Origin of the sequence: Geminocystis sp. M7585_C2015_104 (assembly GCA_015295805.1) — a bacterium.
In the GTDB taxonomy this organism is placed as follows: Bacteria; Cyanobacteriota; Cyanobacteriia; order Cyanobacteriales; family Cyanobacteriaceae; genus DVEF01.
Map to the genome: position 1 here is coordinate 1 of DVEF01000061.1, position 26,111 is coordinate 26,111.

26 protein-coding genes are annotated in these 26,111 nt (G+C 44.6%); 13 read left to right on the forward strand and 13 right to left on the reverse strand.

The annotated features are described in order from the left end of the window. The first annotated feature begins 108 nt into the window (after window positions 1-108). From IGQ44_07115 to IGQ44_07130, 4 genes are all read left to right on the forward strand, one after another. The gene (locus IGQ44_07115) at window positions 109-951 is read left to right on the forward strand and encodes a universal stress protein (GenBank protein HIK37742.1); all 843 of its coding nucleotides are present in this window, start codon (window positions 109-111) and stop codon (window positions 949-951) included. A gap of 107 nt (window positions 952-1,058) precedes the next feature. Continuing rightward, window positions 1,059-1,658, forward strand: a complete 600-nt coding sequence (locus IGQ44_07120; protein ID HIK37743.1) for a DUF1517 domain-containing protein — start codon at window positions 1,059-1,061, stop codon at window positions 1,656-1,658. A gap of 4 nt (window positions 1,659-1,662) precedes the next feature. After that, window positions 1,663-2,541, forward strand: a complete 879-nt coding sequence (locus tag IGQ44_07125) for a hypothetical protein (protein ID HIK37744.1) — start codon at window positions 1,663-1,665, stop codon at window positions 2,539-2,541. Between the two features lie 222 nt (window positions 2,542-2,763). Continuing rightward, a complete protein-coding gene (locus IGQ44_07130; GenBank protein ID HIK37745.1) occupies window positions 2,764-3,234 on the forward strand; it encodes a DNA phosphorothioation-associated protein 4 in 471 nt (156 codons plus the stop codon). Here IGQ44_07130 and IGQ44_07135 read toward each other — a convergent pair. From IGQ44_07135 to IGQ44_07145, 3 genes are all read right to left on the reverse strand, one after another. Then, on the reverse strand, window positions 3,231-5,072 hold the full coding sequence (locus tag IGQ44_07135) for a phosphodiester glycosidase family protein (GenBank protein HIK37746.1): 1,842 nt from the start codon (window positions 5,070-5,072) through the stop codon (window positions 3,231-3,233). The two genes, IGQ44_07130 and IGQ44_07135, sit on opposite strands and share 4 nt — an antisense overlap. A gap of 138 nt (window positions 5,073-5,210) precedes the next feature. Further along, entirely contained in the window at window positions 5,211-5,981 is a 771-nt protein-coding gene (gloB, locus tag IGQ44_07140) for a hydroxyacylglutathione hydrolase (protein ID HIK37747.1), read from the reverse strand. A gap of 97 nt (window positions 5,982-6,078) precedes the next feature. After that, complete coding sequence (locus tag IGQ44_07145) at window positions 6,079-6,495, reverse strand: pre-16S rRNA-processing nuclease YqgF (GenBank protein ID HIK37748.1); 417 nt, start codon at window positions 6,493-6,495, stop codon at window positions 6,079-6,081. 199 nt (window positions 6,496-6,694) lie between these two features. Between IGQ44_07145 and IGQ44_07150 the strand changes: the two genes are divergently transcribed. Beyond that, complete coding sequence (locus IGQ44_07150; protein HIK37749.1) at window positions 6,695-7,396, forward strand: hypothetical protein; 702 nt, start codon at window positions 6,695-6,697, stop codon at window positions 7,394-7,396. Between the two features lie 20 nt (window positions 7,397-7,416). On the opposite strand, the gene IGQ44_07155 is transcribed toward IGQ44_07150, so the two are convergent. After that, entirely contained in the window at window positions 7,417-7,770 is a 354-nt protein-coding gene (locus IGQ44_07155) for a metal-sensing transcriptional repressor (protein ID HIK37750.1), read from the reverse strand. A gap of 61 nt (window positions 7,771-7,831) precedes the next feature. After that, window positions 7,832-8,911 carry a glycosyltransferase family 4 protein gene (locus tag IGQ44_07160; protein ID HIK37751.1) on the reverse strand — a complete coding sequence of 360 codons (1,080 nt, stop codon included), beginning with the start codon at window positions 8,909-8,911 and terminating at the stop codon, window positions 7,832-7,834. Window positions 8,912-9,004: 93 nt separating this feature from the next. Here IGQ44_07160 and mtnC point away from each other — a divergent pair, with 93 nt between their 5' ends. After that, window positions 9,005-9,709, forward strand: a complete 705-nt coding sequence (gene mtnC, locus IGQ44_07165; GenBank protein HIK37752.1) for an acireductone synthase — start codon at window positions 9,005-9,007, stop codon at window positions 9,707-9,709. A 640-nt stretch (window positions 9,710-10,349) separates the two neighbouring features. Here mtnC and IGQ44_07170 read toward each other — a convergent pair. Further along, window positions 10,350-10,577, reverse strand: a complete 228-nt coding sequence (locus IGQ44_07170) for a hypothetical protein (GenBank protein HIK37753.1) — start codon at window positions 10,575-10,577, stop codon at window positions 10,350-10,352. Between the two features lie 98 nt (window positions 10,578-10,675). Between IGQ44_07170 and IGQ44_07175 the strand changes: the two genes are divergently transcribed. Continuing rightward, entirely contained in the window at window positions 10,676-11,359 is a 684-nt protein-coding gene (locus tag IGQ44_07175; protein ID HIK37754.1) for a lecithin retinol acyltransferase family protein, read from the forward strand. Window positions 11,360-13,408: 2,049 nt separating this feature from the next. Here the strand turns inward: IGQ44_07175 and coaBC are convergent. From coaBC to IGQ44_07195, 4 genes are read right to left on the reverse strand one after another with little or no spacing between them, the layout of a single operon-like run. After that, a complete protein-coding gene (coaBC, locus tag IGQ44_07180) occupies window positions 13,409-14,635 on the reverse strand; it encodes a bifunctional phosphopantothenoylcysteine decarboxylase/phosphopantothenate--cysteine ligase CoaBC (protein ID HIK37755.1) in 1,227 nt (408 codons plus the stop codon). Next, window positions 14,632-14,844, reverse strand: coding sequence for a DUF2555 domain-containing protein (locus tag IGQ44_07185; protein HIK37756.1), 213 nt, complete (start codon window positions 14,842-14,844; stop codon window positions 14,632-14,634). Before IGQ44_07185 ends, coaBC begins: the two co-directional genes overlap by 4 nt. A gap of 37 nt (window positions 14,845-14,881) precedes the next feature. After that, on the reverse strand, window positions 14,882-15,370 hold the full coding sequence (gene rnhA / locus IGQ44_07190) for a ribonuclease HI (GenBank protein ID HIK37757.1): 489 nt from the start codon (window positions 15,368-15,370) through the stop codon (window positions 14,882-14,884). After that, window positions 15,363-15,530 carry a hypothetical protein gene (locus IGQ44_07195; GenBank protein HIK37758.1) on the reverse strand — a complete coding sequence of 56 codons (168 nt, stop codon included), beginning with the start codon at window positions 15,528-15,530 and terminating at the stop codon, window positions 15,363-15,365. The genes rnhA and IGQ44_07195 overlap by 8 nt, the downstream gene beginning before the upstream one ends. A gap of 76 nt (window positions 15,531-15,606) precedes the next feature. Between IGQ44_07195 and IGQ44_07200 the strand changes: the two genes are divergently transcribed. Both IGQ44_07200 and IGQ44_07205 read left to right on the forward strand, forming a co-directional pair. Next, complete coding sequence (locus IGQ44_07200) at window positions 15,607-16,593, forward strand: methyltransferase domain-containing protein (GenBank protein HIK37759.1); 987 nt, start codon at window positions 15,607-15,609, stop codon at window positions 16,591-16,593. A gap of 107 nt (window positions 16,594-16,700) precedes the next feature. Continuing rightward, window positions 16,701-17,879 (forward strand): FAD-dependent monooxygenase, encoded by a 1,179-nt coding sequence (locus IGQ44_07205; GenBank protein HIK37760.1) that lies wholly within the window; start codon window positions 16,701-16,703, stop codon window positions 17,877-17,879. Here IGQ44_07205 and IGQ44_07210 read toward each other — a convergent pair. Together IGQ44_07210 and gmd are read right to left on the reverse strand one after the other, a co-directional pair. Continuing rightward, window positions 17,849-18,808: a GDP-L-fucose synthase gene (locus IGQ44_07210; GenBank protein ID HIK37761.1), complete on the reverse strand. Its 960-nt coding sequence runs from the start codon at window positions 18,806-18,808 to the stop codon at window positions 17,849-17,851. The genes IGQ44_07205 and IGQ44_07210 overlap by 31 nt on opposite strands. A 45-nt stretch (window positions 18,809-18,853) precedes the next feature. After that, the gene (gene gmd, locus IGQ44_07215) at window positions 18,854-19,918 is read right to left on the reverse strand and encodes a GDP-mannose 4,6-dehydratase (protein HIK37762.1); all 1,065 of its coding nucleotides are present in this window, start codon (window positions 19,916-19,918) and stop codon (window positions 18,854-18,856) included. A gap of 79 nt (window positions 19,919-19,997) precedes the next feature. Here gmd and IGQ44_07220 point away from each other — a divergent pair, with 79 nt between their 5' ends. Continuing rightward, window positions 19,998-20,573, forward strand: coding sequence for a 5-formyltetrahydrofolate cyclo-ligase (locus IGQ44_07220; GenBank protein ID HIK37763.1), 576 nt, complete (start codon window positions 19,998-20,000; stop codon window positions 20,571-20,573). A 75-nt stretch (window positions 20,574-20,648) separates the two neighbouring features. After that, window positions 20,649-21,182 carry a DUF2808 domain-containing protein gene (locus IGQ44_07225; protein ID HIK37764.1) on the forward strand — a complete coding sequence of 178 codons (534 nt, stop codon included), beginning with the start codon at window positions 20,649-20,651 and terminating at the stop codon, window positions 21,180-21,182. Between the two features lie 70 nt (window positions 21,183-21,252). On the opposite strand, the gene guaA is transcribed toward IGQ44_07225, so the two are convergent. Further along, window positions 21,253-22,812, reverse strand: coding sequence for a glutamine-hydrolyzing GMP synthase (gene guaA / locus IGQ44_07230; GenBank protein HIK37765.1), 1,560 nt, complete (start codon window positions 22,810-22,812; stop codon window positions 21,253-21,255). Window positions 22,813-23,087: 275 nt separating this feature from the next. On the opposite strand from guaA, the gene IGQ44_07235 reads away from it, so the two are divergent. Both IGQ44_07235 and IGQ44_07240 read left to right on the forward strand, forming a co-directional pair. After that, window positions 23,088-24,881 carry an ABC transporter ATP-binding protein gene (locus tag IGQ44_07235; protein ID HIK37766.1) on the forward strand — a complete coding sequence of 598 codons (1,794 nt, stop codon included), beginning with the start codon at window positions 23,088-23,090 and terminating at the stop codon, window positions 24,879-24,881. 41 nt (window positions 24,882-24,922) lie between these two features. Further along, a complete protein-coding gene (locus IGQ44_07240) occupies window positions 24,923-26,104 on the forward strand; it encodes an EAL domain-containing protein (GenBank protein HIK37767.1) in 1,182 nt (393 codons plus the stop codon). Window positions 26,105-26,111 lie beyond the last annotated feature (7 nt).

The window sequence follows — 26,111 nt, forward strand, 5'->3', positions numbered from 1 at the left end:
GCAAGGGTATTGGTTGAATCAATAGTGCTTTACAAAACGTTAAACACGAGGGCTGTGGGAGACTGTATTTTAAGAATAGAGAAAGTAATTTAGAAAACACTTTGGCCTATGTTGGATAAAATTCTCTACGCCGATTCGGGCACTGGACACACCCAGGAAATGTTAAAAATGCTCTTAGAAATGCCAGCTTTTCAGCATAGTCAAATTAATATTCTTCATGTGGTACCAAATGTAGTCTCGGCGGAGGCCTTTGCGGAAAAATGGGAGGAGGGGGGGAGAATCATTGCCAATGTGATTAAAAATGTAGGCTTAGATCCCACAAAGGTAGTAACCATTCTGAAACAGGGAGATCCCAAAGACGTGGTATGTGAAACTGCAAAGGAAATCAACGCAGACTTGATTATAATGGGCTCCCGAGGCTTGAAACGTCTGGAGGCTATTCTGGAAAACTCTGTCAGCCAATATGTTTTCCAGTTGACCGACCGCCCTATGTTACTGGTGAAGGATGATGTATATGTGAAAAGAATCAGAAGGGTGATGGTGGCTTTGGACAAGTCAGAGGCGGCACAAATGGCTTTAGAGGTAACATTGTACATGTTAAAGGACTACCCCGAGGCAACCCTATATTTGGCCAGGGTAAATCCAGACATGGAGCCGGATGTACAATTGTCAGAGAAGGAAATGGAACAAAATCCAATCCTCGAGCCGGCATTCCAGAAAGCCAAGCGTCTGGGCATTCCCACCAAATGTGTTGTAAGAGGCGGAAGGCCAGCCAGGCAAATCTGTCAGATGGTGGACGATTATAACATCGACCTGTTGGTCTTGGGCTCACCAGACCGTCGTCCTTCTATTGCTAAATCCCTGGTAGACTTGGATCGTCTCCTGGGTAATTCCCTCTCTGACTATGTGCGTGTCCATGCCAACTGTCCAGTCATGTTAGTACGTAAATAGGGGCCGCCAACCAGTAATCTCCACAACCCAGTTTGTAGATGTTGAACCATTGTCTATAAACTGGGAACTATAAGTCCATATCTTATTATCCTATAGGAACGAATTTTATGGGTTTAGGCGAACGCATTAACAGACTCCTGGGCAAGACTAGATATGTAGTATCTCGTATCATGGTACATTTACAGGGACAAGAGGCGGCCCCCCTGTTGGGAGTGTTAAACCAAAATGCCCTCCGCGCCATTGAAGCAGAAGGGGATATGGAAGTGATGGGGGAATGTTTGGTGAATGTATGTGAGGCCCTGTTACAATATGAACCCTACTGGCATAGTGCCGCCAATGAGGGAGATGTCTTCTGGGAAGAAAGTCAAGCCGGGGATTACGTCACCGAATTATTTACTGACTCCGCCCAACGCTACCTGGCTAACCCCGAGTTAATCGAAGAGGTAGGGGAAAACACACCTCTGTCCCTCCCCGTTACCGAAAACATCGTGGTTATGATCACAGTAGGCTTTGAAGGCGAAGTGCCGGAAATTGAAACAGACTTGGCCCAAAGGGCCGCCCTTACCAATGGGCTCAAAGCCCTCATCAGTCTCCACTACAAACAACAATACCGGGCTATCGCCATTCACTATTCCCCTGCTAGACTAGGAGAGGTACTCACCTCTGAGCAAGTCTTACTCAATTTCCCTGAACTGATACCCTTATAAAACCATGTCTAAGAGAATTCTGGCCATTCTTATCTCCCTGTGTCTCTGCCTTTCTACTACTGCCTGCACTACCACCAGTAGCACTTCCACCGAGGGAACTAATACCAGTCTCATGGACAATACCAATTTCCCCAGAAATAACATCCCTGACGGCAGGTACGAAGTATTACAAGCATCCTTCGACGACCTGGATGGACAATACACCCTGATGTTGTTAAATACCCCCTCCGGCAGCAATTCAGTATATCGCACCAACAACCTCCGGATGGCTAGGCTAACTGACGAACAAATCAAAGAGGGGCAAAAAACCTATGTGGAAATCAGGGGAAATGAGGCCACCATGTATCTGACACCAGACTTCAAGATTGAATACATCCACAACGAGACCCAAACCACTACCAATCCAGAAACTGGCAAACAAGAAACCGTCATAGTCAGACAGCAATCCGGATTCTGGGCGCCCTTTGCCGGAGCCTTGGCCGGGGAAGTGCTGGGTAATCTATTATTTACCCCTCAGTACTACATACCGCCAGCCTATTCCCCCGGGGTGCCCCTCACAGGATTTGGGGGATATGGTAGCACCTATGACATGGCAGTGGAAAGATACCGCAGTCAGTACAATAGCATCCCCTTAGTGGAGAAAAACCGTCAAGTCTTCCGCACTGCCGGCACCATCAAAAACAGTCCGGGCTCTGGTATTACTCGCGTAAGACCAGATGGCACCAAGGCCACTGGTTCGGGATTTGGAGCCAGCAATCTGAAAACCAGTGGCAGCTCCAGCCGCCTCAGACAGCCCAGTAGCAGTAGCTTCGGCAGTAGCAGAAGTGGCGCCTACAGGGCCATCCCTCGTAGAAGTGGTGGTTTTGGTAGTCGTCGTCGTTAATTGCCGTTGTCAACTGCTGTGGGGAATACCCCCCGGGGGTTACTATGTCAACCTCCTATAGGGCTTTCCCCCTCAAATTAAATTTATATCCGAAACCCGGGCCGTGGCCTTCGACTAATTCCGCCGGGTGTCGGTCAATTTTTGTTATAAATCTTTACATGCTTGTTTAAAATTACATACTTGTTTAAAAGTTTTAACACGACGTAATAGCTACTCCCCCCCATGAGAATTCACATTGCCGAGGATAAGGCGGGTTTTTTGCAGTCTCTTGTACTAACTGGCGACAATCCCCAAGGGGTTTTTCTCACCTATGCGGATGCCGTTGTTTTTGCCGCCTCCCTGGGAATACTTTATCACCATCGAGTTGCTTTGACTAGGATTGCAAAAGAACCCTCCCCTATTAGTATAGAAATTTTTGTCTCCAGAGGTTATGGTTATCTGTTTTCCCTGTTAAAATTTAGCGGCGATTGTCACGATGGCCAGTATGATAATTTTAACAACGGGGGGGCGATGGGAGAGGATAATATACGCTTGTTTGAGGAATATGCCAACGGGGGGTTAGAAATCCTACAACAGAAACTAAAGGGGGCTATAGACTATACTGAAAGAATACTACTGATGATTTCCCGGGAAGGGAAATTTGATGTCCCTGCCCCGCCAACGGACTTCGATTTGCGATACTTTCTCTCCTAGTTTTGTGGGAATATCCCTATGCCATTATGAATCCTAGCCGCCGTTTCCGGGGAGCGGTCTATTATAGCTCCTCCTAAATACAATTGTGTTGAACTGCCTCCATCCAGGTTTAACGCCGACACTGCCCCCATTCTCCTCATTATCTCAGTCAATTCTAACAAATTAGGTCCTACCCCGCCAATCCGATTATGTACTGCTACTAACATAATCCGCCCTTGTTTGTCAACAGCTACCACACTACGAGAGGCTTTTTGATTAGCAAAGGCGGCGTTAAATTTCTCCATTTCTGGATTTAAGACAGCCCGATTATTTAATAGCAAAAGTGGCCCCGCCCCAACGATATAGGGATAGTTAATCAAGTTTTCTGGGATGGTGTTGGTTGTGATTGTTATCCTATCACCTATGGATATTTTATCCGCCATATTTTTGGCTTTTCTAAATACTAGTAGGTAGCCGTTTTCGGGGATATTAACTGTTATGTCTCCGGCATTATTGCTGATTATTTTGTCTTCCACCCTGTCGTTTCTTACCACCACCACTATTTCTCCGTTGCTGAGAGGAGTGTAGCTATTTCCCCAACGAGGAGTATAACGGGCCAATCCTGATTGGATATAACCGCTGTTGATGTAGTAATTAGTCAGTTTATCTCCCCTCCCTATGCTAATTGTTTCCACTAGTTGAAGCCTGGAAAATTTAACACCACCCCTTTTGTCCCAGGCAAATACACCTCTGTTTAAGATTGGGCTAGATAACCATTCATTCTCGTATTTAATCGCCCCCAAGGGAAGTTGGTTATTGCGATTGAAAAAGCCCCCGTTTATTCCTGCTATTATGCCCCAACTTTCTGCAAATCTTTTTAGGCTTTCCGTGCCAATTACTGTATTCTGATTAGGTAAAATCGGTGTTATTTTTAACTGGCTACTACGGGGGTTGATGGTAATATATGACACCAAAAAATAATCTGTGTTATTGTTAATGCCAACATATCTGCGACTGTAGAAAATGTCCCTATGCCAACTTATGTCCCGGGGGAAAATAGCGTCTTTTCTGATGTCCACTTGGAGGACATTGTTGCTGGAAGTGGTTACCCTTAAGTTATGAAATTCCGGTAGATTGACAGATATAATAGTATTGTTTTCTTGGACAGAAATGGTAAATAACCCTCCCTTTTGTTGACTGTTATTATTGGTTTCATTCCCCTCCTCTTCTTTTATGGTAGAAACAGAGTCATCGGGAGATGGCGGTGGAGATATTAATTTTGGACTGGGCTGACTATTGATGATAGTGATAATACCGACTCCCCTCCCTTGGGTTACCTGGAAAAGGGCAGGCTGACTCAATTGAATTACGATTCTTCTTCCCCAATTGTCTGCCGACTCATAAGCATCTTCAACTGTTGCTATTCCTGATTTTATTAGTAAGGTATTGTTAGCCTCTTCTAGGAAAATGGGGGAGTTTTTAAAGATGTTGGTGACGTCGATGTAGCGGAAAGGCGGAACAAATTTAACGGGGATATTACCACTGAAATTAAACCAACTAACTGACTGAGTTTGTGGATTAAAACTGCTGTTCAACTCTATCCCTAATAACGACTCTGCCGCCATGTCTGCTAAGCCAAAGTGTTTCCCACTTCCATCTTGCCAGACCATCCAAGGAAGATTAATTCTCCTGTCACCAATTATCACCTCTTTTCCTTGTATTACCGGCTGATAATTCTGGGCATAAACCGGAGGAGATAGAAATAGGTTAAATCCATTGAATCCAGTGAGGAAACCGGAGATACTCAAACCCGTAAGAAACCACAGCAAAAACCTAAATCTAAATAATTTTCTCGTCAGCATAATAACACAGGATAAGTTGGGGAATATTAAAAACACTACAATTTAAAAACAACAGAAAAGGGGGGGATATTGAAAATACAAACAAACCCCCGTCCTTTTTCAAGTTCAATACTTGGAATGAACAAAAAACACCTGTTAGAAATTATCCTTCATACCTCTTAAACGAGCAAAAACCCTCTCAGGTTCCTGCAAGCCTATGGTAGATTTTATGTTAGGGTCGTCCCAACGTAAGAAGGGATTGGTCAACTTTTCCAAACCAATAGTAGAGGGGATGGTGGGGAGATTTTTTTTCCTATCCTCTACCACCTGTTGGTATCTTTGTCGTAGAATCTCATTGTGCCGGTCTACAGTAAGGGCGAACTGAAGATTCTTGAGAGTGTACTCATGGGCACACCAAACCCTAGTAGAATCGGGGAGACTCCTCAGCTTGTTCAAAGATTGTACCATCTGTGCAGGAGTCCCCTCGAACAAACGGCCACAGCCTCCGGCAAAAAGAGTGTCACCACAGAATAATTCCCCCTCCTCCCCCTCGGTGGGAGGGAAGTAGTATGCAATATGCCCCTTCGTGTGACCCGGTAGATGGTAAACATAGGCTTTTCTACCCCCAAATTCCACCGTGTCTCCCTCTTGCAAGAACACATCCTGACGTGGTATTCTCCCCTTATCCTCCCTGCCACCATACACAGTAGCCTGGGGGAATCTGGCCAACAACTCCTGGTTTCCACCTACGTGATCCCAATGATGGTGAGTATTGAAAATGGCTATCAATTCTGCTCCTAGTTTGTCTATCTCTCTTAATACAGGCCTAGCTACAGAAGGGTCTACTACAGCTACCTGTTTACTATGACTGTCGTACAACAAGAAGACGTAATTGTCACTCAATACCGGGATGGTAAGAATTTCCATATAAAATATCCCAAAAATCGCTATGGCATTCTATGAGTCATTGTAGTGTGAGCTTAAAAAGAGATGGATTAATTAACTAATTCCGAGGGGTGAAAGACTATGGCTTGATGCCAGAAGACACTTTATGGTAGTATCTTTCCACCAGGATAATAGCAACAATGTCATCAATGGGGCGAGGGGGTATTCTTAAGCCGGGAGGGATAAGTCTGACTAATCCCCCAGGAGGATACATCTGCCAGTAGCGACTTCTAGCCTCCAAAGTTGTGTTTGTTTCATCCACTAATTCTAGGGGAATAGATAAACCTAACTCCTCTTTCAGCCGCTTTTGCCACTGTTTGGAAGTGGTTAGATTACCCATGACAATCCTTTCCAGGGGAAAGTGACGAGATAAGGCGGCAATGGTGGGAATCACCTCGTCACTGGAGACCACTTGGTGATACAATGGGACAGAATTGGCATCTAAGACAGCTAAGCCACACTTGTCTCTGCCAGGATCAAATCCTAAAACTGCCATGATATGATACCAAGATTATTTGGGCCTGTGTTAGAATTCCTATTTCCACTTACAACCTTCCCCCAACCCCTACTTAACTGAAATATGGGATAATAGTTGTATTCAGACGAAATAGAATGACAACTCCCCCATTGGTTTTGTTTGTCCTAAAATCTTAAACTAAGAGTAGCAAGAATATAGTACTAGTATAACAAGCCGCATGTTCCAGGAATTACTACACCCCTCCATTGAGTTTGGAATTGACACTTTCTTTCTAATCATCATCCTCGTTGCCTTGGAAGCCGTTTTGTCGGCGGATAATGCCATAGCCTTAGCCTCCATTGCCAAGGGTTTGCCGGAAGCCAAGCAGCAACGTTATGCCTTGAATATAGGACTTTTGATGGCCTATGTGTTGAGGATAACCCTAATTATAACTGCCGCCTGGGTAATCCAGTTTTGGCAGTTTGAACTGTTGGGGGGATTATATCTATTATGGCTAACATTTAGATATTTTTTTGGTCACCCTGCCGGAGGGGCGGAGGGGGAAGAAACCTCCAGTCTTGATTTTAAACATTTATGGCAGGCAGTACCTATTATAGCCTTTACCGATTTAGCCTTTTCCCTAGATAGCGTTACCACAGCCATTGCCGTTGCAGACGAGATATGGTTGATTATAGCAGGTGGGACTATTGGTGTGATTGCCCTTCGTTTCCTGGCAGGCTTGTTTATCCGTTGGATTCAAGAATTCACTCACCTGGAAGATGCCGGCTTTATTACCGTAGGGCTAGTGGGTTTTCGTCTTATACTAAAGGTAGCCTACCCCCTGTTGGTGCCGCCAGAATGGTTGATGATTACTATCATTACTATCATCTTCATTTGGGGTTTCTCCGAAAAAAGAGTGATAGAAACCCCCGACAAATAGCATGGCATGGTGAGTATAACCTAAGAAGGCAAAAAACGATCCAAGGCCCCCTTTAACTGTTTAATTCTTTCTTCTATATCCCCTTCTTTTGCTGCTTTGGTGATGCACTCACTCAAATGCTCGTCTAAAATTATTCTAGCAACCTTGTCCAATGCCCCACGCACAGCTGCTATTTGAATTAGGACTTCTGGACAGTCTCTCCCTTCTACAATCATAGCTTTAATGCCCCTTATATGTCCCTCAATACGAGAAAGACGGTTGAGCAACATTTTTTCCAACTCTTCACTGTGGATGTGTCGGTGATTATTTTTTCCCACCCCGACGGTGTCATGGTAAACATATTCCTCGTGTTGGTGGTTTATAGAATCTGTCATAGTATTACTTGTAACTGAGAAGTATACCAAACTCTTGAGTATTCTTAGGATTAGGGTAACATTAAGACACAAATGACCGACTGGTGTGGTAAACCTGTAGTAACCACTCCTCAAAACGTTTACCCCAAGCCTCCAGGGAATACTTTTCTTCTACAAGCCGACGACAATCATAACGGTTAATTTCCTCAAGACGTTTGATAGCTTCCACTAGGCCCTCAATGCTGTCAGGAGTCACTAGAAACCCAGTCTTGCCGTCTATTATTATCTCTGCCGGGCCTCCTCTAGCATAGCTGATTACAGGAACACCACAAGCCAAAGCCTCAATAACCACATTGCCAAAGGCTTCCACCCACCTGGGAGTCATCAACACCCCTAGACAATCTCGTAATTGGCTCTGTAGTTCTTTTGTACGCAAAAAACCCTTATATTCAAAGGGGGCGTTAGGAAATTGAGTTTGTACTTTTTGCCAGTATTCCCCATCTTGGATTTTACCAAAAATCAACAGGGGGATTTGAGCCTTTTCAGCGGCAGCTACTGCGTCTTCCAAGGCTTTTTCTGGGGCAATTCTGCCCAGCCATGCCAATTTTCTTTGGGGTGTGGGTTGAAACTGATACAAAGACAAGTCAATGCCACTTTCTAAACACTGGCACTTATCGCCGAAAGGGAAGGTATTTGCCTGGGATTTGGTGTAGGTGGCAAAATTTTTTGGGTATTTTGCCGCTATCTTCCCCATTATTTCATCTAGACCCTCAGAAAGGGAACACATGCTGATAAAATGGGCGATGGGTGTGGAGAAAAAAGGAGTTAGGTAGAAAGGCAACCAGTCGAAGGCAAAATTGACAATTACATCGTATTGTGACTCCAGCTGACGTGCCATCTCCCACATGTTGGCCAAAACAGAATTGGCGGGCATTATAATGGGGGTATCTCGACTTTGAGTTTGGGCTGGTGTATGTAGATTCCCATCCACTTCTATTATCTCCACATTGTCTAAATAAGAGTTTTTAGGCGCCACCACCTTTATCTTATAACCCCTAGCTGCCAATTCCCCACATAGATTATATATCGTTAACTCCACACCTCCTCCCAGTCCTGTCCCCAATGGGCCTACTGGTGTTGACATAATTAAAATTTTTTCCATAAGGCTTCTTTCTGTTATTTTTCCCCACCTATTTTAACTTTGTGTACCCTTATTATAAACTAGTAAATGTAATCTCCTCCTCCGGGATAAAAAATGATTAGGGCTATTTTAACCGACATTGAAGGCACTACCAGTTCCATCTCTTTTGTTCACGAGGTTTTATTCCCCTATGCCTATAATAAAATGGGAGATTTTCTAAGGGAAAATTGGAATGAGCCCCTTGTACAAAAGGCAGTTATACAAGTAGCGGAACTAGAAAATTTATCGGACTACAATCCCGAAGTTATAACCTCCATCCTACGAGCATGGATTAAAGAAGACAGAAAAATTACCCCCTTAAAAGACTTACAAGGAATGATTTGGGAGGAGGGATACAATAATGGGGATTTCCAATCCCATGTCTACCAAGACGCCTATGAAAAACTAACCCAATGGCATCAAGAAAATATCCCCCTATATGTTTACTCCTCAGGCTCAGTGCAAGCACAAAAATTGTTCTTCTCCCACACTACCTTCGGAGACTTGTTATACCTATTCTCCGGCTTCTTCGATACTAATATAGGCTCAAAGAAAGAAACAAAATCCTATCAAAGAATAGCTGAATCCCTCCAGATACCCCCACAGCAAATTATCTTCCTTTCTGACGTTTTAGCCGAAGTGGATAGTGCCTCTGCCGCCGGCATGCAAACTGTCTGGGTAATCCGCGATTCCTCCACCTTTTCCCAACATCAAAGTACTTCCTCACGCCACCAGGTTGTACCTGATTTCTATCACATTTCTCTTCCCCTTCCCTCCTGAGGCGCGGGGTTGAACCATCACCAAAAATTACAAAAAAAAAGACACTTGGATGGCACCAATTACTTTTTTTGATGAGCCAAAAATGTAAAATATTGCTCAACCAAGATGGCGGCAAAGTTTATTACTGTATCACCTCCGGAAATGAGAAGAAACTGTGGTTCAAAAACTCATCACCCATGAAAGATTTACAAGGTCAAATACTTAGGATTTTGGGTACTGATATTAAGCAGGCCGTCCATCAGAAGTATGGCAATCCCCCTTTCTCATAGTGGGTTTTTACAAAAAACAATAGGAAATCAGGATTAATTGAGAATTATTGAGGCCATTAATGGCTTTGATGAGATAAAACGGCTTGCCGGTGGGAGGGCAATTATTGACATAGCCTCTTTTATTTTCCAATTGTCACATGTTCACGGAAAAAAGACCATCAATTGGGGATGAAAATGATAATGAAACCCCTCGATAAAACATTTTATAACAAGATATTGCTTTCAGAAAAAATCCGGAGTAAAAATCATTCTCTGTGGGCAGGAAGGGGAAGAATATAGGGAGCTTTCAGTAATTTGAAGAGATAATGGGTTAGAATGCACGGAATCCACAACAGACAACAAATGTGGTGTTAATAGTCTGTGCTAGGAATTTACTGATAGGAAAGATGACAAGAAAATACCTGTTGGACAATAGAGATTAAGATAAACTCCGTACTTTTCACATCAAACAGGGGATTAACTTTGAAACGGGAAAATCCTACAAAGGCGGGGCGGGCATTACAGTCCCAACTCTTATCCGAGGCCCAGCTTTTTTCCTTGACAATTTTTTCCTTTTCTGTTACCGTGGGTATAAGACTAGAATGGGGGTTTTTTGTCAAAATTCAAAATCAGTATTGTCAAAAAGGCAAAAAGAAGAAAAACTGTTAGGAGATAGTGTTAAAGTATAAAGGGAGAGGGGATAAGGGTTAAGACGGTTATGGCAATGGGGGACCAGATTTACGTATGGCGGGATTTTCAAAATTTAGGGGGGGTATATCAGCATCATGGGATAGATGTGGGGGATGGGACAGTTATTCACTATCGTAAGCCTTCAGAGGTAATTGAAAGGACTTCCATAGAAACTTTTAGTAAGGGTAGACCTATTTATGTGAGGGAGTATCCGGAGGGGTTTTGTTTCTTGCCAGAAGTAGTGGTGAAAAGAGCATTTAGTCGTTTAGGGGAGAGAAAGTATAATCTACTGTTTAACAATTGTGAACACTTTGCCACCTGGTGTAAAACGGGAATTAGTGACAGTCGCCAGGTAAGAGAGTTTATACCTATTATCACTAAACTGGATACCTACAAACTTTTGGAGCCCATCAAACAAGCACTACAAGTGAGTGACCCATACACTGCCGATGACTTGGTAAATAAGGCCTTGGCCGATATTAAAACAGTTTGGGAACAAATACAACCCCAATTCAGCCAGGCGAAAAATGAAATTGAAAACTGGGAGAAAGTAGCCATTTTGGCCCTACAAAAGAATAGGGAAGACTTAGCCAGGGAGGCATTAAAACGGAAAAAAAACTGGGAAAAAAAGGCACAAGACTTAGAAAGGCAACTGAAACATTTGGCTATTATGACGGAGAATCTCTTGAAAAACCTAAAAACCAACCCCTGAATAAAGTAATCCCCGTGGTGTTTTTCTTTAACAATTGCCATTATAGCGGCGAAGGCACCCGGCAGGCTACAGACGGCAATTCCACACCCCGACGTCAGAACAGGGACAATACACCCATTCTGTTGACCATCCTATATCCATTTTCTCATTTTGTCAAGGGTTCTTTTCTTAAATTCAGACAAAAGTCCGGCTCCCTCATTAAAGCCAATTTTAGAAAACATACTAGGGGTTATAATTGCCTCCAAGTTACTTATCCTAACCCCTTTAAGCAACATAAACAACCCCGACAATTTACTATATAACCTACCCTTACTAAAATATCCCCCTTTTATACTCTTCCCATATTCTATCAAAATTCACTCTATCATCTTCTCTAATTTGTCTATATTCCCGTTAATAATCTTATCTATATTCATCAAACTATTGAAATAGCTAGGACTATGTTATATTCGCCCTCTTTTTTTATGTCTCCATAAAAGCTGCAAATCTACCATCCCGAGACTCCACCAGACTGCCTTTTACTACTATTTTGTAACAAACGCCCCTATATCCCCTGCTCACTGAGAAGTTTATATCCCCTACATTAACGTCCAAGATAGTAGGTTTATTTAATTTGGTTATAGATAGTCAAAAAATTGAAAGTAGCTCAACCTTGTATCCATGACTAAGATTTTATTGGCCATGAGACCTTTTCTTGTCCCTCTATAGATTTCATATGCTCTATTCCCAGAGCCGTTAAGTTTGTTGATATGGCTTTAAGAGTAGATATAAAAAGTAAAAGAAATAGCTTTAGATTCTTAGGCACAGGGGAGGGTTGGTCAATAAAACCCGTTAGTCTTCCCATCAGAAAGCTTGCCTACGTAAGACGTTTTTTTGGAGAAGGGTCTAAGTATTTCATTGGGTTCAACGACAATAAATTCAGAGGGTATATTTAAAATCTTTTTAGTTTAATATTGGTATTTTTTATTAATCATTAACTGGATTTTCTTTTGGGAAAAAGTTGGGCACCTCCTCGGCTATAAGCTTGATTTTTGATGGTATTATGATTAGCATTAAGATTTGAGATATTGGAATTATTCCGGATGTAATCTTTCATATCCTAATTTTCGTTAAATATTTTAATATAAAATATGGGGTAAACCCAGTTATTTTCTGAAATGAGAAAGGTTGGGAAAGGCCATTCCAAAATAATCCAAGGCTTATTTAAAATCTTTCCACTCATACTAACTCCATCTTAGTCAAAGGAAAAAACCTGAGTATATACTACAGTCATCTCTTTTCCCAGAAAAACTTCCGGCTTATACTTTCTACCATCATACTCTCTAAATTCCTCGGACTATTATTCACTATTCTATCTATCTTCATTAAAGTTTTTAAATCTTTGAGACCATCCCTTTCTACCCTTTATATTTTCTATCCTAAATAGCTAGTACATCCTCTTCCCTTCTACCCCTGTGGTAAACACCTTCATATATAACTTTTTTCTCCTTGTAGGCAAACACTGCTATAATTTTGTTTTGAGAATCACCCGAGGTAAACTCACTGCAATTTATGGTGGTTTTCCGGTCATAAATAAACCGGTGTGAGACTTTGGATAAAATTAAACCGCAAAAAACCTCTCTCTTATCCACTAGATAAATTCAATAAACACAAAGTAACGCGTTTTTCGAGTCGGAGTTGAAGAAGAAGTACATGGGGAGGATTAGATTTTTTTTCTTACTATTCCTATTGGCCTACAAGCTGCATAAAAATGGGATTTATTTTGGAGGCTATGTGGGATAGTCTTGAAGAGGCATCCGGGGGGTAGTAGTTACCAATTCGGAGGTATTTTTGGAGATTTTAGAATATGAGTGGGTAATTACGATTTTGTGTTTGCCATTGATTTGCCTTCCCCTCCATTTCTAAATGACATGCCGTTTTTTATGTTTGTTACCTATCTTACTTGTACTGTTTCCAAAGTGCAGGTTAGTTTCCCCTTGGTATTGTCAATTGGCCTCAAAGTAAAGACATCAAGGAAAATAAGAGGCTTTTCAGTTTTATATCTTGTAGCTATAATTGGAGGGTTAAATCTATAATACGATGGGCCAAAGTGAGTTTAGAAGAGGGAGGAAGGGGGGTTTGAATACCGTTTTTAGCAATAAACACCGCCTCATTGGTATCTGTGGCAAAGCCAGCATTGTCTTTGTCGATAGGATTGGCAACGATGGCATCCAGTTTCTTCTGACTTAGTTTTTCCAAGGCAGGGGTGACAATATCCCCCGTCTGGGCGGCAAAACCAATCAGTTTCTGATGGGTCTGTTTTATACTAGCTAAATGGGCGACAATGTCTGTGACGTATTCCAATTCCAGCTGAAGGGGCAAGGATTTTTTACTCAGTTTGCTACTATAACATTGTTTTGGCTTTAAGTCTGCCACCGCCGCCGCCATGAAGACTATGTCAGCCTGGGGGAAATGAGTTAACATGGCCTTTTCCATCTGTTGGGCGGTGGTTACGGGTATAATCTGGATGGGGGGAAGGGATTTTAATAATTCTGGGAAGATATTGCCTGCCACCAGTGTTACATTGCCTCCCCGGTAGTAACAGGCAGATGCCAAAGCAATAGCCATTTTACCAGTGGCGGGATTGCCCAAAAAACGAACAGTATCAATGTACTCCCTAGTACCACCACCGCTGATTAAAATATTTTTACCAGTTAAGTCTCTTTTACCCCTGGTGTAGATAATAGACTCAATGGCCGTCATAATTTCGCTGGCTTCAGCCATTCTCCCCTGCCCATGACGGTCACAGGCCAACAATCCCGTGTTAACGTAGAGTGGATGATAACGGGGAATTGTTGCCAATTTTTTCCAATTTTCCTGCACAGATTGTTGCAACCACATGTCAGTATTCATGGCAGGGGCCACCACAACAGGGCAGGTGGAGGCCAAAACGGCGTTAGTAAGGAGATTGTCGGCAAAACCGTTAACCAGCTTGGCTAGAGTATTGGCGGTGAGGGGCGCAATGAGAAACAAGTCCGCCCATTCCCCCAGGAGGATGTGAAGGGGGCGTGGGTGACCTGCTTGCCAAAAGTCTTTGTCAGTATAAGCCTGGTGACGGGAAAGGGTGGCGAAGGTAAGAGGAGAAATGAACTGCCGCGCACTCTTGGTGAGAATAACCCTCACCTGTGCTTCCCTTTGAAAGAGTCGGGAGACAACCTCAGCCACTTTATAGGCGGCAATGCCCCCCCCTACTCCTACCAGGATGTGACGTTGGGAGAGGGTATCCCCTGCCGTCATGACTCGTCAGATACCTCTAAGTCGAGTAGATGCAAATAAGGCTCAACTAAATCCTGACGGTGGAAAGCTATTGCCCTCAATAAGTGCCAGTCTTTTAACCCCTCGAAGGGGCTATCATAGTCGTCATTTTCGAGTCTGGCGGCAATTTCTGCCACATCCTCCGGGGTAATTTTGGCAAAATCCTCCTCCCTCAATGAGACGACGCTCATAGCTTCCTCACCCTCCCGACTAGACTCCAATTCTATTCTAACCGAGAATGTCCTCCTCTAATCCCTCATCTTCTGCTAAATTTGACCCCATGGCAGCCTGGTGGGCCAGGTAATCACATCTTTCGTTTTCCGGATGACCAGCATGTCCCCTTACCCAGATATAATTGACGTGATGGGGTTTAGATACCCTTAATAACTCCTGCCACAGGTCCACATTTTTCGCCTTTTCGTGGGCACTACGCCGCCAGTTGTTTTTTTGCCATTTTTCCACCCACCCCTTCGTCATGGCATTGACTACATACTGGGAGTCGGTGTAAAGATTCACCCTGCAGGGGCGTTTTAATGCCTTTAACCCCTGGATAACCGCCATTATTTCCATCCTGTTGTTGGTGGTATAACGATACCCCCCATATATCTCCTTGCGATGACTTCCATATATGAGGATGGCAGCATAACCCCCTTTTCCGGGGTTATTCAAACAAGAACCGTCTGTATATATTTCTACTTGTGGTAAGTTTTCATTCATAATTTTGCTCCTCTCCCCTTAACAGATAGTAGTTAGAGGCTATGGCTAATGCCGCGCCCCCGAAAATATACAGAGGAAGTGGGGTAAAAAACTGTCTTAGCCACATCAGTAGTTGGCTTAGGGCAAACAACAGCAAAACGGTTACCAACCAGAATCTCATAAATCACACCTCCATGAAGGGTGGCAAAACTGGTATGATTATAAAAAAATGTGAATAAATATTAAGGATTGTTTTAATGTTGGGTCTATACCTGCTGGGAGCACTAGTATTAGTCCTACTGATAGGGATAATAATATACCTGGCCACCCCTCGTCGTTTTGAGTCTACGGAGACAGTGGCTAAGTCCTATGACCAGTGGACAGAAGATGGTATTTTAGAATTCTACTGGGGTGAGCATATTCATTTGGGGCACTATGGCAATCCTCCCCGCAGAAAGGACTTTATAAAGGCCAAGGAGGATTTTGTCCACGAGATGGTAAAATGGGGGGGGTTGGATAAGTTGCCCCCAGGGACTATGGTTTTGGATGTGGGTTGTGGCATCGGGGGCAGTTGTCGTATCCTTGCCAGAGACTATGGTTTTGATGTGACTGGGATTACCATTAGTCCAAAACAGGTGGAAAGGGCAAGACAGCTGACTCCTGAGGGCCTAAACGTTAAGTTTATGGTGGATAACGCCCTCTGCCTCTCCTTCCCCGACAATACCTTTGATGTAGTATGGTCTATTGAAGCAGGCCCACATATGCCCGACAAAGCTAAATATGCCCAGGAGATGATGAGGGTGTTAAAACCCGGTGGCATACTGGTAGTAGCCGACTGGAATCAAAGGGATGACCGTCAAAAGCCCCTCAACTTCTGGGAAAGGCTGATTATGCGTCAACTGTTAGACCAATGGTCTCATCCCTCTTTTTCTAGTATAGAGGGTTTTGCTGAAGCCATTGCCGCCACCGGCATGGTAGAGGGAGAAGTAGTCACCGCCGATTGGACGAAGGAAACTCTCCCCTCCTGGATGGAGTCTGTTTGGCAGGGAATTTATCGCCCAGAAGGCATTATCCGTTTTGGCTTAGTGGGGTTAATAAAGGCACTAAGAGAGGTGCCTACCATGATTCTCATGCGTATTGCCTTTGGTAGTGGTTTATGTCGTTTTGGCATGTTTCGCGCCGTCAAGAAGAAATCTCCCACCCCCACCATGACAGCCTCCTCTGCCGAAACTGTTAGTGTGTGATTACATCAAACCCATTCGCAGGGGCACACCGCCATAGGCCCCTTTCTACATCCCACTGCCCATGACGCCCTATTTCTCCACCCATAGCCCCTAAATTCCCTAAAAACATGTCTGAGATTACGATAATAGGCGCCGGTATCGCCGGGTTAACCTTGGCTCGTTGTTTAGAAATAAGGGGCATCGACTTTCAATTGTACGAACAAGCCGCCTCTTTTGAGGCCCTGGGTTATGGTTTGCAGATTAGCCCCAATGCTGTTAGGGTGTTGCAAGAGTTGAGCCTGGCTTCACAATTGGATACCATCTCCCACCGCTGTTACGAGTTTGAATTAAGGGATTTCCACAAGGATGCCCCACTTGCCCGTTGGCAGATAGATAGTGACACCCCCTACTACCACTGTAGGAGGGCTGATTTACACCGGCTTCTGTTTGACTCTTTGGAAGACAAAGGCCGTATCCATTTCTCTCATCCTCTGCAATCCTATGAGGAGAAGGGGGACTATTTGTTACTACGCTTCCCTGACAAAGAGATTACCACCAAGGCCCTCATAGGAGCAGATGGGGTGCACTCCTCTGTGAGAACTCGTCTATTTCCTAACTACAGGCCCGTGTACTCGGGTTACACGGCTTTTAGGGCGATTTTGCCGTTTCGGGATGAGTACGAACCTCTATGGGGCAAAGCCACGGTGTGGATGGGGGCTAATCATCATCTGGTAGCCTACCCAGCCGACAGGAAAAAAAAATGGTTAAACTTGGTACTGGTAACAAGAGAAAGACAGTGGCAGGAGGAAGGATGGAAGATTGTCGCCGATAGGGAGGAAATAAGGGTCATTTTTGCCAATAAACCCCCCTTCCTTCAACATATGTGCCAACAGTTGGACAAAAGCCCTGAAATATGTTATAAGTGGGGACTGTTTATTCACCCAGTATTGCCCTATTGGTCAAAGGGGAGAATAACTCTGGTGGGAGACGCTGCCCATCCCATGGTTCCCTTTCAGGCACAGGGGGCGGCTATGGCCATAGAATCCGCCTATATCCTCGCCCGTTGTCTAGCAGAAAGCCGGGATATTGAGTCAGCCTTCCTCCAATACCAGAAGCTACGAAAACCTAGGGCCACCAGGGTGCAAAAAACCTCTCGCCAAAATGCCTATATATTCCACGCTTCGGGATTGGGGGCGGTTGCTAGGAATCTGATTTTGACTGCCATCTGTGCTATCAACCCTCAATGGCTTAACTGGAAAACCGCCTGGATATATGATTACGATGTTACGGCCAGGGGGGCGTGTTGACGATACCATTCGATTGTCCTCTTTAAGCCTTCTCTTAAGTCTACCTGGGCGGTGAAACCAAAGGCCTGTTTTGCCCTAGTGGTGTCTAAACAACGACGGGGTTGCCCATTGGGTTTATCAGTCTCCCACACTATATCCCCCCTAAACCCCATCAACTCACAGATTAACGCCACTAAGTCTCTGATGCTAATCTCCTCCCCTGTGCCCAGGTTCACCGGTTCACTATTGTTGTAGTTTATAGTAGCTAAAACAATTCCCCGAGCAGCATCGGCGGCATACAAAAATTCCCGGGTAGGGGTGCCATCCCCCCATACGGAAATGCTATTTTCCCCCTTTTGCTGGGCAGTGTGGACTTTGCGAATAAGAGCCGGTATTACATGGGAAGTACGGAGATCAAAATTGTCCCCAGGGCCGTATAAATTAACAGGAAGAAGGTAAATGCCATTGAAGCCATACTGGGCACGATAGGCCTGTAGTTGCACCAGTAGGGCCTTTTTAGCTATACCATAGGGGGCATTGGTTTCTTCAGGATAGCCATTCCATAAGTCCTCCTCTTTAAAGGGGACAGGGGTATACTTAGGATAGGCACAAATGGTACCCACGCAGACAAATTTTTCCACCCCAGCCAGGTAGGAGGCATGGATTAACTGAGCCCCCATCATGAAGTTGTCATAGAATAATTCCGCTGGCTTCTCCCGATTCAAACCAATACCCCCCACATGGGCAGCCAGGTGGATTACAATGTCTTGGGAGGCTACTGCCTTCTGACAGTTTTCCCAATAACGCAAATCACAGTCGCGGCTACGGGGTACGGTAATATTATCGGGATTTGCCCCTGCTTTGACTAACTCCGCTATCACGTATTTTCCTAAAAAGCCCGCCCCACCGGTGACTAGTATTTTCTTGTTACTCAAATCCAACATATATATTTTCCCTTTTATAACACTAGTTGATAGTGTAGGATACCATCACCCCTAGGGCATGCCATGGAGGATGTTAGTACGATTCTGTACATGATCTTTCACCTTGTCACTGACTTTAATACCGACAGCCTCTAAATCTGCATCCACCATAAGACGCACCAATTCGGGGAAGGTAACGGTGGGTTGCCATCCCAATTTCTGTCTAGCTTTACTAGCATCCCCCACCAATATATCTACCTCAGTGGGGCGCAGATAACGAGGGTCGAATTCCACGTAATCCTCCCAGTTTAACCCCACATAGGAGAAGGCCAACTCTAGAAATTCCCTTACTGAATGGGTTTCCCCAGTGGCAATTACGTAATCATCTGGCTCATCTTGTTGTAACATCAACCACATAGCCTTCACATAGTCCTTGGCATATCCCCAGTCTCGTTTTGCATCCAAGTTTCCCAAGTACAACTTCTTCTGTTGCCCGGCCACTATTCTTGCCACTGCCCTTGTAATTTTCCTAGTTACAAACGTTTCCCCCCGACGAGGACTTTCATGGTTGAACAGAATACCATTGCAAGCAAAGAGGTTATAAGCTTCCCGATAGTTGACAGTCTGCCAGTGGGCATATACTTTGGCACAGGCGTAGGGGCTACGGGGATAGAAGGGGGTAGTTTCCTTCTGGGGGATTTCTTGTACTTTCCCAAACATTTCCGATGAACCGGCCTGATAGTATCGTACCTCAATGCCAGTACGCTGGCGATAGTCTCTAATAGCCTCTAGGAGTCGTAAAGTGCCCATAGCCACCGTGTCTACTGTGAATTCCGGGGCTTCAAAGCTTACCTTTACATGGGATTGCGCCCCAAGATTGTACACCTCGTCAGGCTTTACCTCTTCTAGTATCCTTCTGAGGGTAGTGCCGTCGGTTAAATCGCCGTAGTGTAGAAAAAAACGGGCATTTTCCTCGTGGGGATCCTGATATATATGGTCTATTCTGTCAGTATTAAAAGTGGAACATCTTCTGATAATACCATGCACTTCGTATCCCTTCTCCAACAATAGCTCACTTAGGTAAGAGCCATCTTGTCCAGTTACACCAGTAATCAGTGCTACCTTTCTCTTCGCCATAATACCAACCTACTCGGATACTATACTTGATTTGTGTTGTGGTTTAAACCAATAGAAGCTGATCTAATTATCCTATGCCATGGGGGAAGAAAAGAAACAGTTGAGGAAACAATTCCTGCAACAAAGAAGGAGTCTGTCAAAGTTACAGTGGCGGGAAAAAAGCCACCTGATTTGTGCCCATCTTAAAGAAACTCCCTTTTTTGCCCAAAGTAAGGTAATATTGGCCTATAGTAGTATAGCAGGAGAGCCGGACTTAAGCTCTCTTTGGCAGGAAGACGAGGGGAAACGTGTCTGGGGATTGCCTCGTTGTCAGGGGAAGGATTTAGTATGGCATCAGTGGCGGCCCAACACCCCCCTGTTACCAGGAAAGTATAACATTCCCGAGCCCCCGGCTGACTCTCCTGTTATTTTTCCCTTCCAGGTGGATTTGATTCTGGTGCCTGCGGTGGCTTGCGATCATCGTGGTTATCGTTTAGGATATGGTGGGGGTTATTATGACCGTCTGTTGAGCAACCAACAGTGGCAAAAACCGGTAAAAATAGGAATAGTGTTTGATTTTGCCTATGTAGAACAGTTAGTTACACACCAGTGGGACAAACCCCTAGACTATGTTTGTACAGAATCGGGACTAAAGCCAGGGAACAAACCCTTATAGTCAAATAGTCGTGAATAATGACAGAAAATGTATATCCTGGTAGCATGATAACCCCATGAAGCGCAATTATGGCCTATGACTAGATTGTGGACAAACAGATACAACCTCTTGGCGACAATAGCCCTTACAGCGACACTAATGGGTGGTATAACCCCTGGGGTGGAAGCACAAAGCAATCCGGGATTGACTATCTTCAGTGGTGTTGAGCAAAGGGATATACTAAACTATCACCTAGACTTTGGTGGTAGGGCGGGGGGTTGGGATCGTTATCGTTTACGCATTCCCGGTAAGAAACTAACCCAAGGGGTATCCAAATTCTTCGTTGTATACCCCGACTACTACAAGGGCGAGTTTGACCCCAAAGCCATTGAAGTAAGAGTCCAAAATGAACCCCTGCCATTAGAGGAGGTAATCTGGGATAAGGAAAGTCGCATTGTGGAAATAGTGCTAAAACAACCCCTGTTGGAAAGCCGTCAGGTGGAAATAGTCTTCTCCAATGTCAAAAACCCGGACGACGGTGGCACCTACTATTTCCAAGGCCAAATCCTCACCGCTGGACAAATCCCCCTGCGTTTGAGTGTGGGCACTTGGATTCTCAGCATTAACTGACCAGACAAATACACCCCCAAGGGTGAATTATAATCCCCCGGGGGCTATTGTTGATTACGGGGCCTTTTCTCTACTCCCACTCAATAGTTCCTGGTGGTTTTGACGTAATATCATAAACTACTCTATTAACCCCATGGACTTCATTGACAATGCGATTGGAGATGGCTTCCAGAAGTTCATAGGGAGGTTTTGCCCAGTCGGCGGTCATGCCATCCTCACTGGTAACCAAACGTACCACAACTGGGTAGGCATAGGTACGTCTATCCCCCATCACCCCGACAGTCTTGACGGGAAGCAACACGGCAAAGGCTTGCCAGAAGTCGTGGTACATGTTGCGTTTTCTAATCTCTTCTCGGACAATGTGGTCAGCTTCCCTGAGAATCTCTAGTTTTTCTTCGGTGACTTCCCCTAGAATCCTAATAGCTAGACCTGGGCCTGGGAAGGGGTGACGCCATACTATTTCCTCGGGCAGTCCGATACTTTTACCTACCTTACGCACTTCGTCCTTAAATAGCTTCCGTAGGGGCTCAACCAACTTAAAACGCAGATTTTCCGGCAATCCCCCTACATTGTGATGGCTTTTGATTTTCACTGCTATTCTTTCCCCAGTTTTAGGATCCACATTGGTGTTGGCCGACTCGATCACGTCCGGATAGAGGGTGCCCTGGGCCAGATAATCAAAGGGGCCTAGACGCGTAGACTCTTCCTCAAACACCTTAATAAACTCATGGCCGATGATGCGACGTTTTTCCTCTGGATCTGTAACACCTTTGAGTCTTGCCAGAAAACGGTCCCGGGCATTAACATATTCCACCTTGATGTGGAACTGTTTGTCGAATATTTCCATCAGCCTTTCCGGTTCCCCTTTCCGCATGAAGCCTTGGTCGATGAAAACACAGGTCAGCTGGTCACCAATGGCCTCATGGAGGAGAAAGGCAAGGGTTGAAGAGTCTACACCCCCCGACAAGGCCAATAATACCCTTTTGTTCCCCACCTGGGCTCTAATTTCCCTAATGGCCTCTTCCACAAAGGCCTTAGTGGTCCAAGTGGGCTGACAACCACATATGTGGTACACAAAATTACGGATTAAGGCTGTCCCATACTGGGTATGTACTACTTCTGGGTGAAACTGTACTCCAAATAATTTCCGGTCGTGGTCAGCAATGGCGGCGCAGGGGGTATTATCCGTGTGGGCGAGGATAGTAAAGCCGGGAGGCAATTGGGTACAAGAGTCTCCATGACTCATCCAGACGATAGATCCTTCTTCTACATTGGTGAGCAGGTCGGTAGGGTCGTCAATGTGGATAGCCGCCCTGCCATATTCTGCCCTTTCTGCCTTTTCCACCCTGCCCCCCAGCTGTTTTACCATTAGTTGCATGCCGTAGCATACCCCTAGTACAGGGATGCCGAGGTGCCAGATTCCCGGGTCACACAAGGGTGCGCCCTCGTCATACACCGAGTTAGGGCCTCCTGACAGGATGATGCCCTTCGGTTCCATCTCTTTCAATTCCTCGGCGCTGGTGCGGTAGGATATTATTTCCGAGTAAACTTCCGTTTCTCTAATGCGCCGGGCAATTAATTCTGAATACTGGGAACCGAAGTCCAGGATTACTATTTTCTGTCTTTTCAAATCGGTGTTACAATCAGGATGATTAACCGATTTTATCTCGGGTTTAGGGATGGTTTTCTCTACTGCTATAGTCACTGGCTTCCTCTCACTTACAGATGGGGTTTACTGACTAGTAGTTACAATTCGCTTAGGAAGAAAAGGGGGAGATTCTGTTATGATATGTCTCCTCATTGTACCACAATCCTCCCATTTTTGGGGGGAAAAAAGACAAAAATATCCGGCTAATAAAGACACCAAGAAAACCACTGTTAAACCTAATAGCAATTAGTTTCTCTATGGTCAATAGGATGAAAGATAACGACTGGGGATTGCTCCTAAAACTAGTCCCTTATGCTAAACAGAATTATGGGATTTTGCTCACTGCTTTATTGCTTTTAGTCCCCCTTTCCCTTGCTGGTGCCATCCAACCGCTACTAGTAGGACAGGCAATTTCCCTGTTGCGAGAGGAACCGACTTGGTGGTTTTTAAACCCTAATAACTTGTCCCAAAGCATTAATTTGCTAGCTTTTATTCTGTTGGCCACCATTATTATTCGCACAATTTTACTATCCTGGCAGGGATTTTTAGTTCAGAAACTAGGACAAGAAATCACCGCTTCTCTTCGTCAGGACTTGTTCAATCATGTCACCTCCCTGTCTTCTAGTTTCTTTCAGCAAACGCCCGTGGGAAAACTAGTAACCAGAATCACAAATGATGTAGAAGCCTTGGGGGATGTATTTGCCACTGGCGCCATTGGTATTTTGAGTGATATTTTCTCAATTATTGCCATTATTATCACTATCTTCGCCCTCCAGTGGCAATTGGCCTGTTTGCTGGTATTTCTACTAATCCCTGTCACCGGTTTAATTCTCTACTTTCAGAGAGAATACCGCAAGGCCAACTATGCCGCCAGGGAAGAATTGTCCCTCCTCAACTCCCTGTTGCAGGAGAATGTTGTAGGTATCAGCGTAGTACAAATGTTCAGGAGGGAGAAGTACAACAGTGAGCTCTTTCGACAGGTAAACCAGCGTTATCGCGAAGCTATTGACAAAACCATCTTCCACGATTCTGCTGTTTCTGCTACCCTGGAGTGGGTTTCCCTGGTGGCTATTGCCATAGTGTTGTGGTTGGGAGGCTACTTAATTCTAAAGGGTCAACTCAATTTCGGTGTCCTTTCCGCATTTATTCTCTACGCCCAACGCCTATTCGAGCCCCTTCGCCAGTTCGCTGAGAAATTTACTATGTTTCAATCAGGCTTCACTGCTATTGAAAGAGTTTCTGAACTAATGAGTGTTCCAATTGAGATACAGGATCGCCCGGCAAACAAAACTGTTGCGCCGAGGGTAGAGGGAAAAATTGGCGAAATACGGTTTGAAGATGTGTGGTTTGCCTACAAGCCCGGGGAATATGTCTTAAAGGGGCTCAATTTTACCATCAATCCCGGCGAGAAAGTGGCACTGGTAGGGCCTACTGGCGCCGGCAAGAGTTCTATTATTCGTCTATTATGTCGTTTGTATGAGCCCCAAAGGGGTAGAATTTTGGTAGATGGCATTGACATCAAAGACATCCCCCAAGCCGAACTGAGGCGTCACATAGGCGTGATTTTGCAGGAGAGTTTTATTTTTGCTGGTGATGTCAAACGCAATATCACCCTTGGGGAAGACTACACGGATGAGGAGGTGGTAGCCGCTGCCAAAGCCACTAATATCCATGACTTTATCATGCAACTGCCCCAGGGTTATGACACCCTGTTGAGGGAAAGAGGCGCCAACTTATCCGCCGGCCAAAAACAGCTGTTAGCCTTTGCCCGGGTGGCCATTCGCAATCCTAATATCCTAGTCTTGGATGAGGCCACTGCCAATTTAGACGTAGCTACGGAAGCTGTAACACAGGCCGCCTTAGAGCGTATTTTAGTCAACAAGACTGCCATTATTATTGCCCACCGTCTTGCCACTATTCGCAATGTAGACCGTATTTTCGTCCTCAAACAAGGTCAATTGGTAGAATCCGGGGGCCATGAAGAATTGTTGGCTCAAAATGGAGTATATGCCAGTCTTTATAAACTGCAAATGTTGACAATTCCTGCCTAATTTCTTTACGCTGCCCCTTAACAATTCTTAACAAAGCTCTCATGAAAATGCCCTCAGAAAAATGCAAATTCCGTGCTGGCGAGTACATTTTCCGGGAGGGGGATAAAGGCGATGTAGCCTACATCCTGGAGGAGGGGGTGGTGGAAATCATTGCTACCATCGACGGCACTCCTACCTTTTTAAATGTCCTCACCCCAGGTGACATTTTTGGAGAATTAGCACTAATAGATGATAGTCCTCGATCTGCCTCCGCTCTAGCCAAAACCGATGTTTTACTAACCGTTATTAGCAAAGCCCAAGTCAAGGCCAGAATTGAGCAGGCTCATCCCATTCTCCAACTGCTTTTGACAGTAATCATGAAACATTTCCGCTCAGAAACTGCCAAAATTAGAGGCAAAAAAGCGGAGGATTTTCCTTGCCAATTTTACCAAGAGAAACTACACAATTCCATCGAACTAATCCGCCTCGAGAGCGAATTGTATCAGGGTTTTAAAAACAATGAACTTTTGCTCTTTTATCAGCCCATTATCGAGCTAAAAACGCAGTTTCTCGCCGGCTTTGAAGTCTTACTACGTTGGCTATCCCCAAAAAGAGGTTATGTATCTCCAGAAGTTTTTGCACCCCTTGCCGAAGCGTCTCCACTAATTATCTCCATAGGGGAATGGGTTTTAGACGAATCGATTAAAACCTTGCAACACTTCCAAAAATATGTCAACAGAGATTTATTCCTGAGCATCAACGTGGCAGAAAAACAGATAAAATGCCGAGATTTTCTAGAGATAATAAGAGACAAAATTCTCTCGAATTTCAAAGATAAAATCCCCCTAAAACTAGAAATACTGGAAAGGAGTTTGTTTGAAGGGAGTGAGGCGATGTCTTTTATAGAATTCTGCAGAGAACACGCGATCCCTCTGGTGCTCGACGATTTTGGCACAGGATATGCTAATCTTTCCTACCTAAAAAAATTTCAATTTGACACAGTAAAAATAGACAAATGCTTCATTGAGAACCTAGAAAACAACAGGAAAGACCAAATTATATGTAAGACCTTAATAGAATTATCCCACGGCCTAGGAATGACCACAGTGGCCGAAGGGATTGAAAACCAAAAACAACTAGAAATCCTAAAGGGGCTGGGGTGCGACTACGGACAAGGATATTTCCTCTCCCCCCCTCTCCCCAGGGAAAAGGCTACAAAAATGTTACAAAAATATCATGTTTAACTCAAAA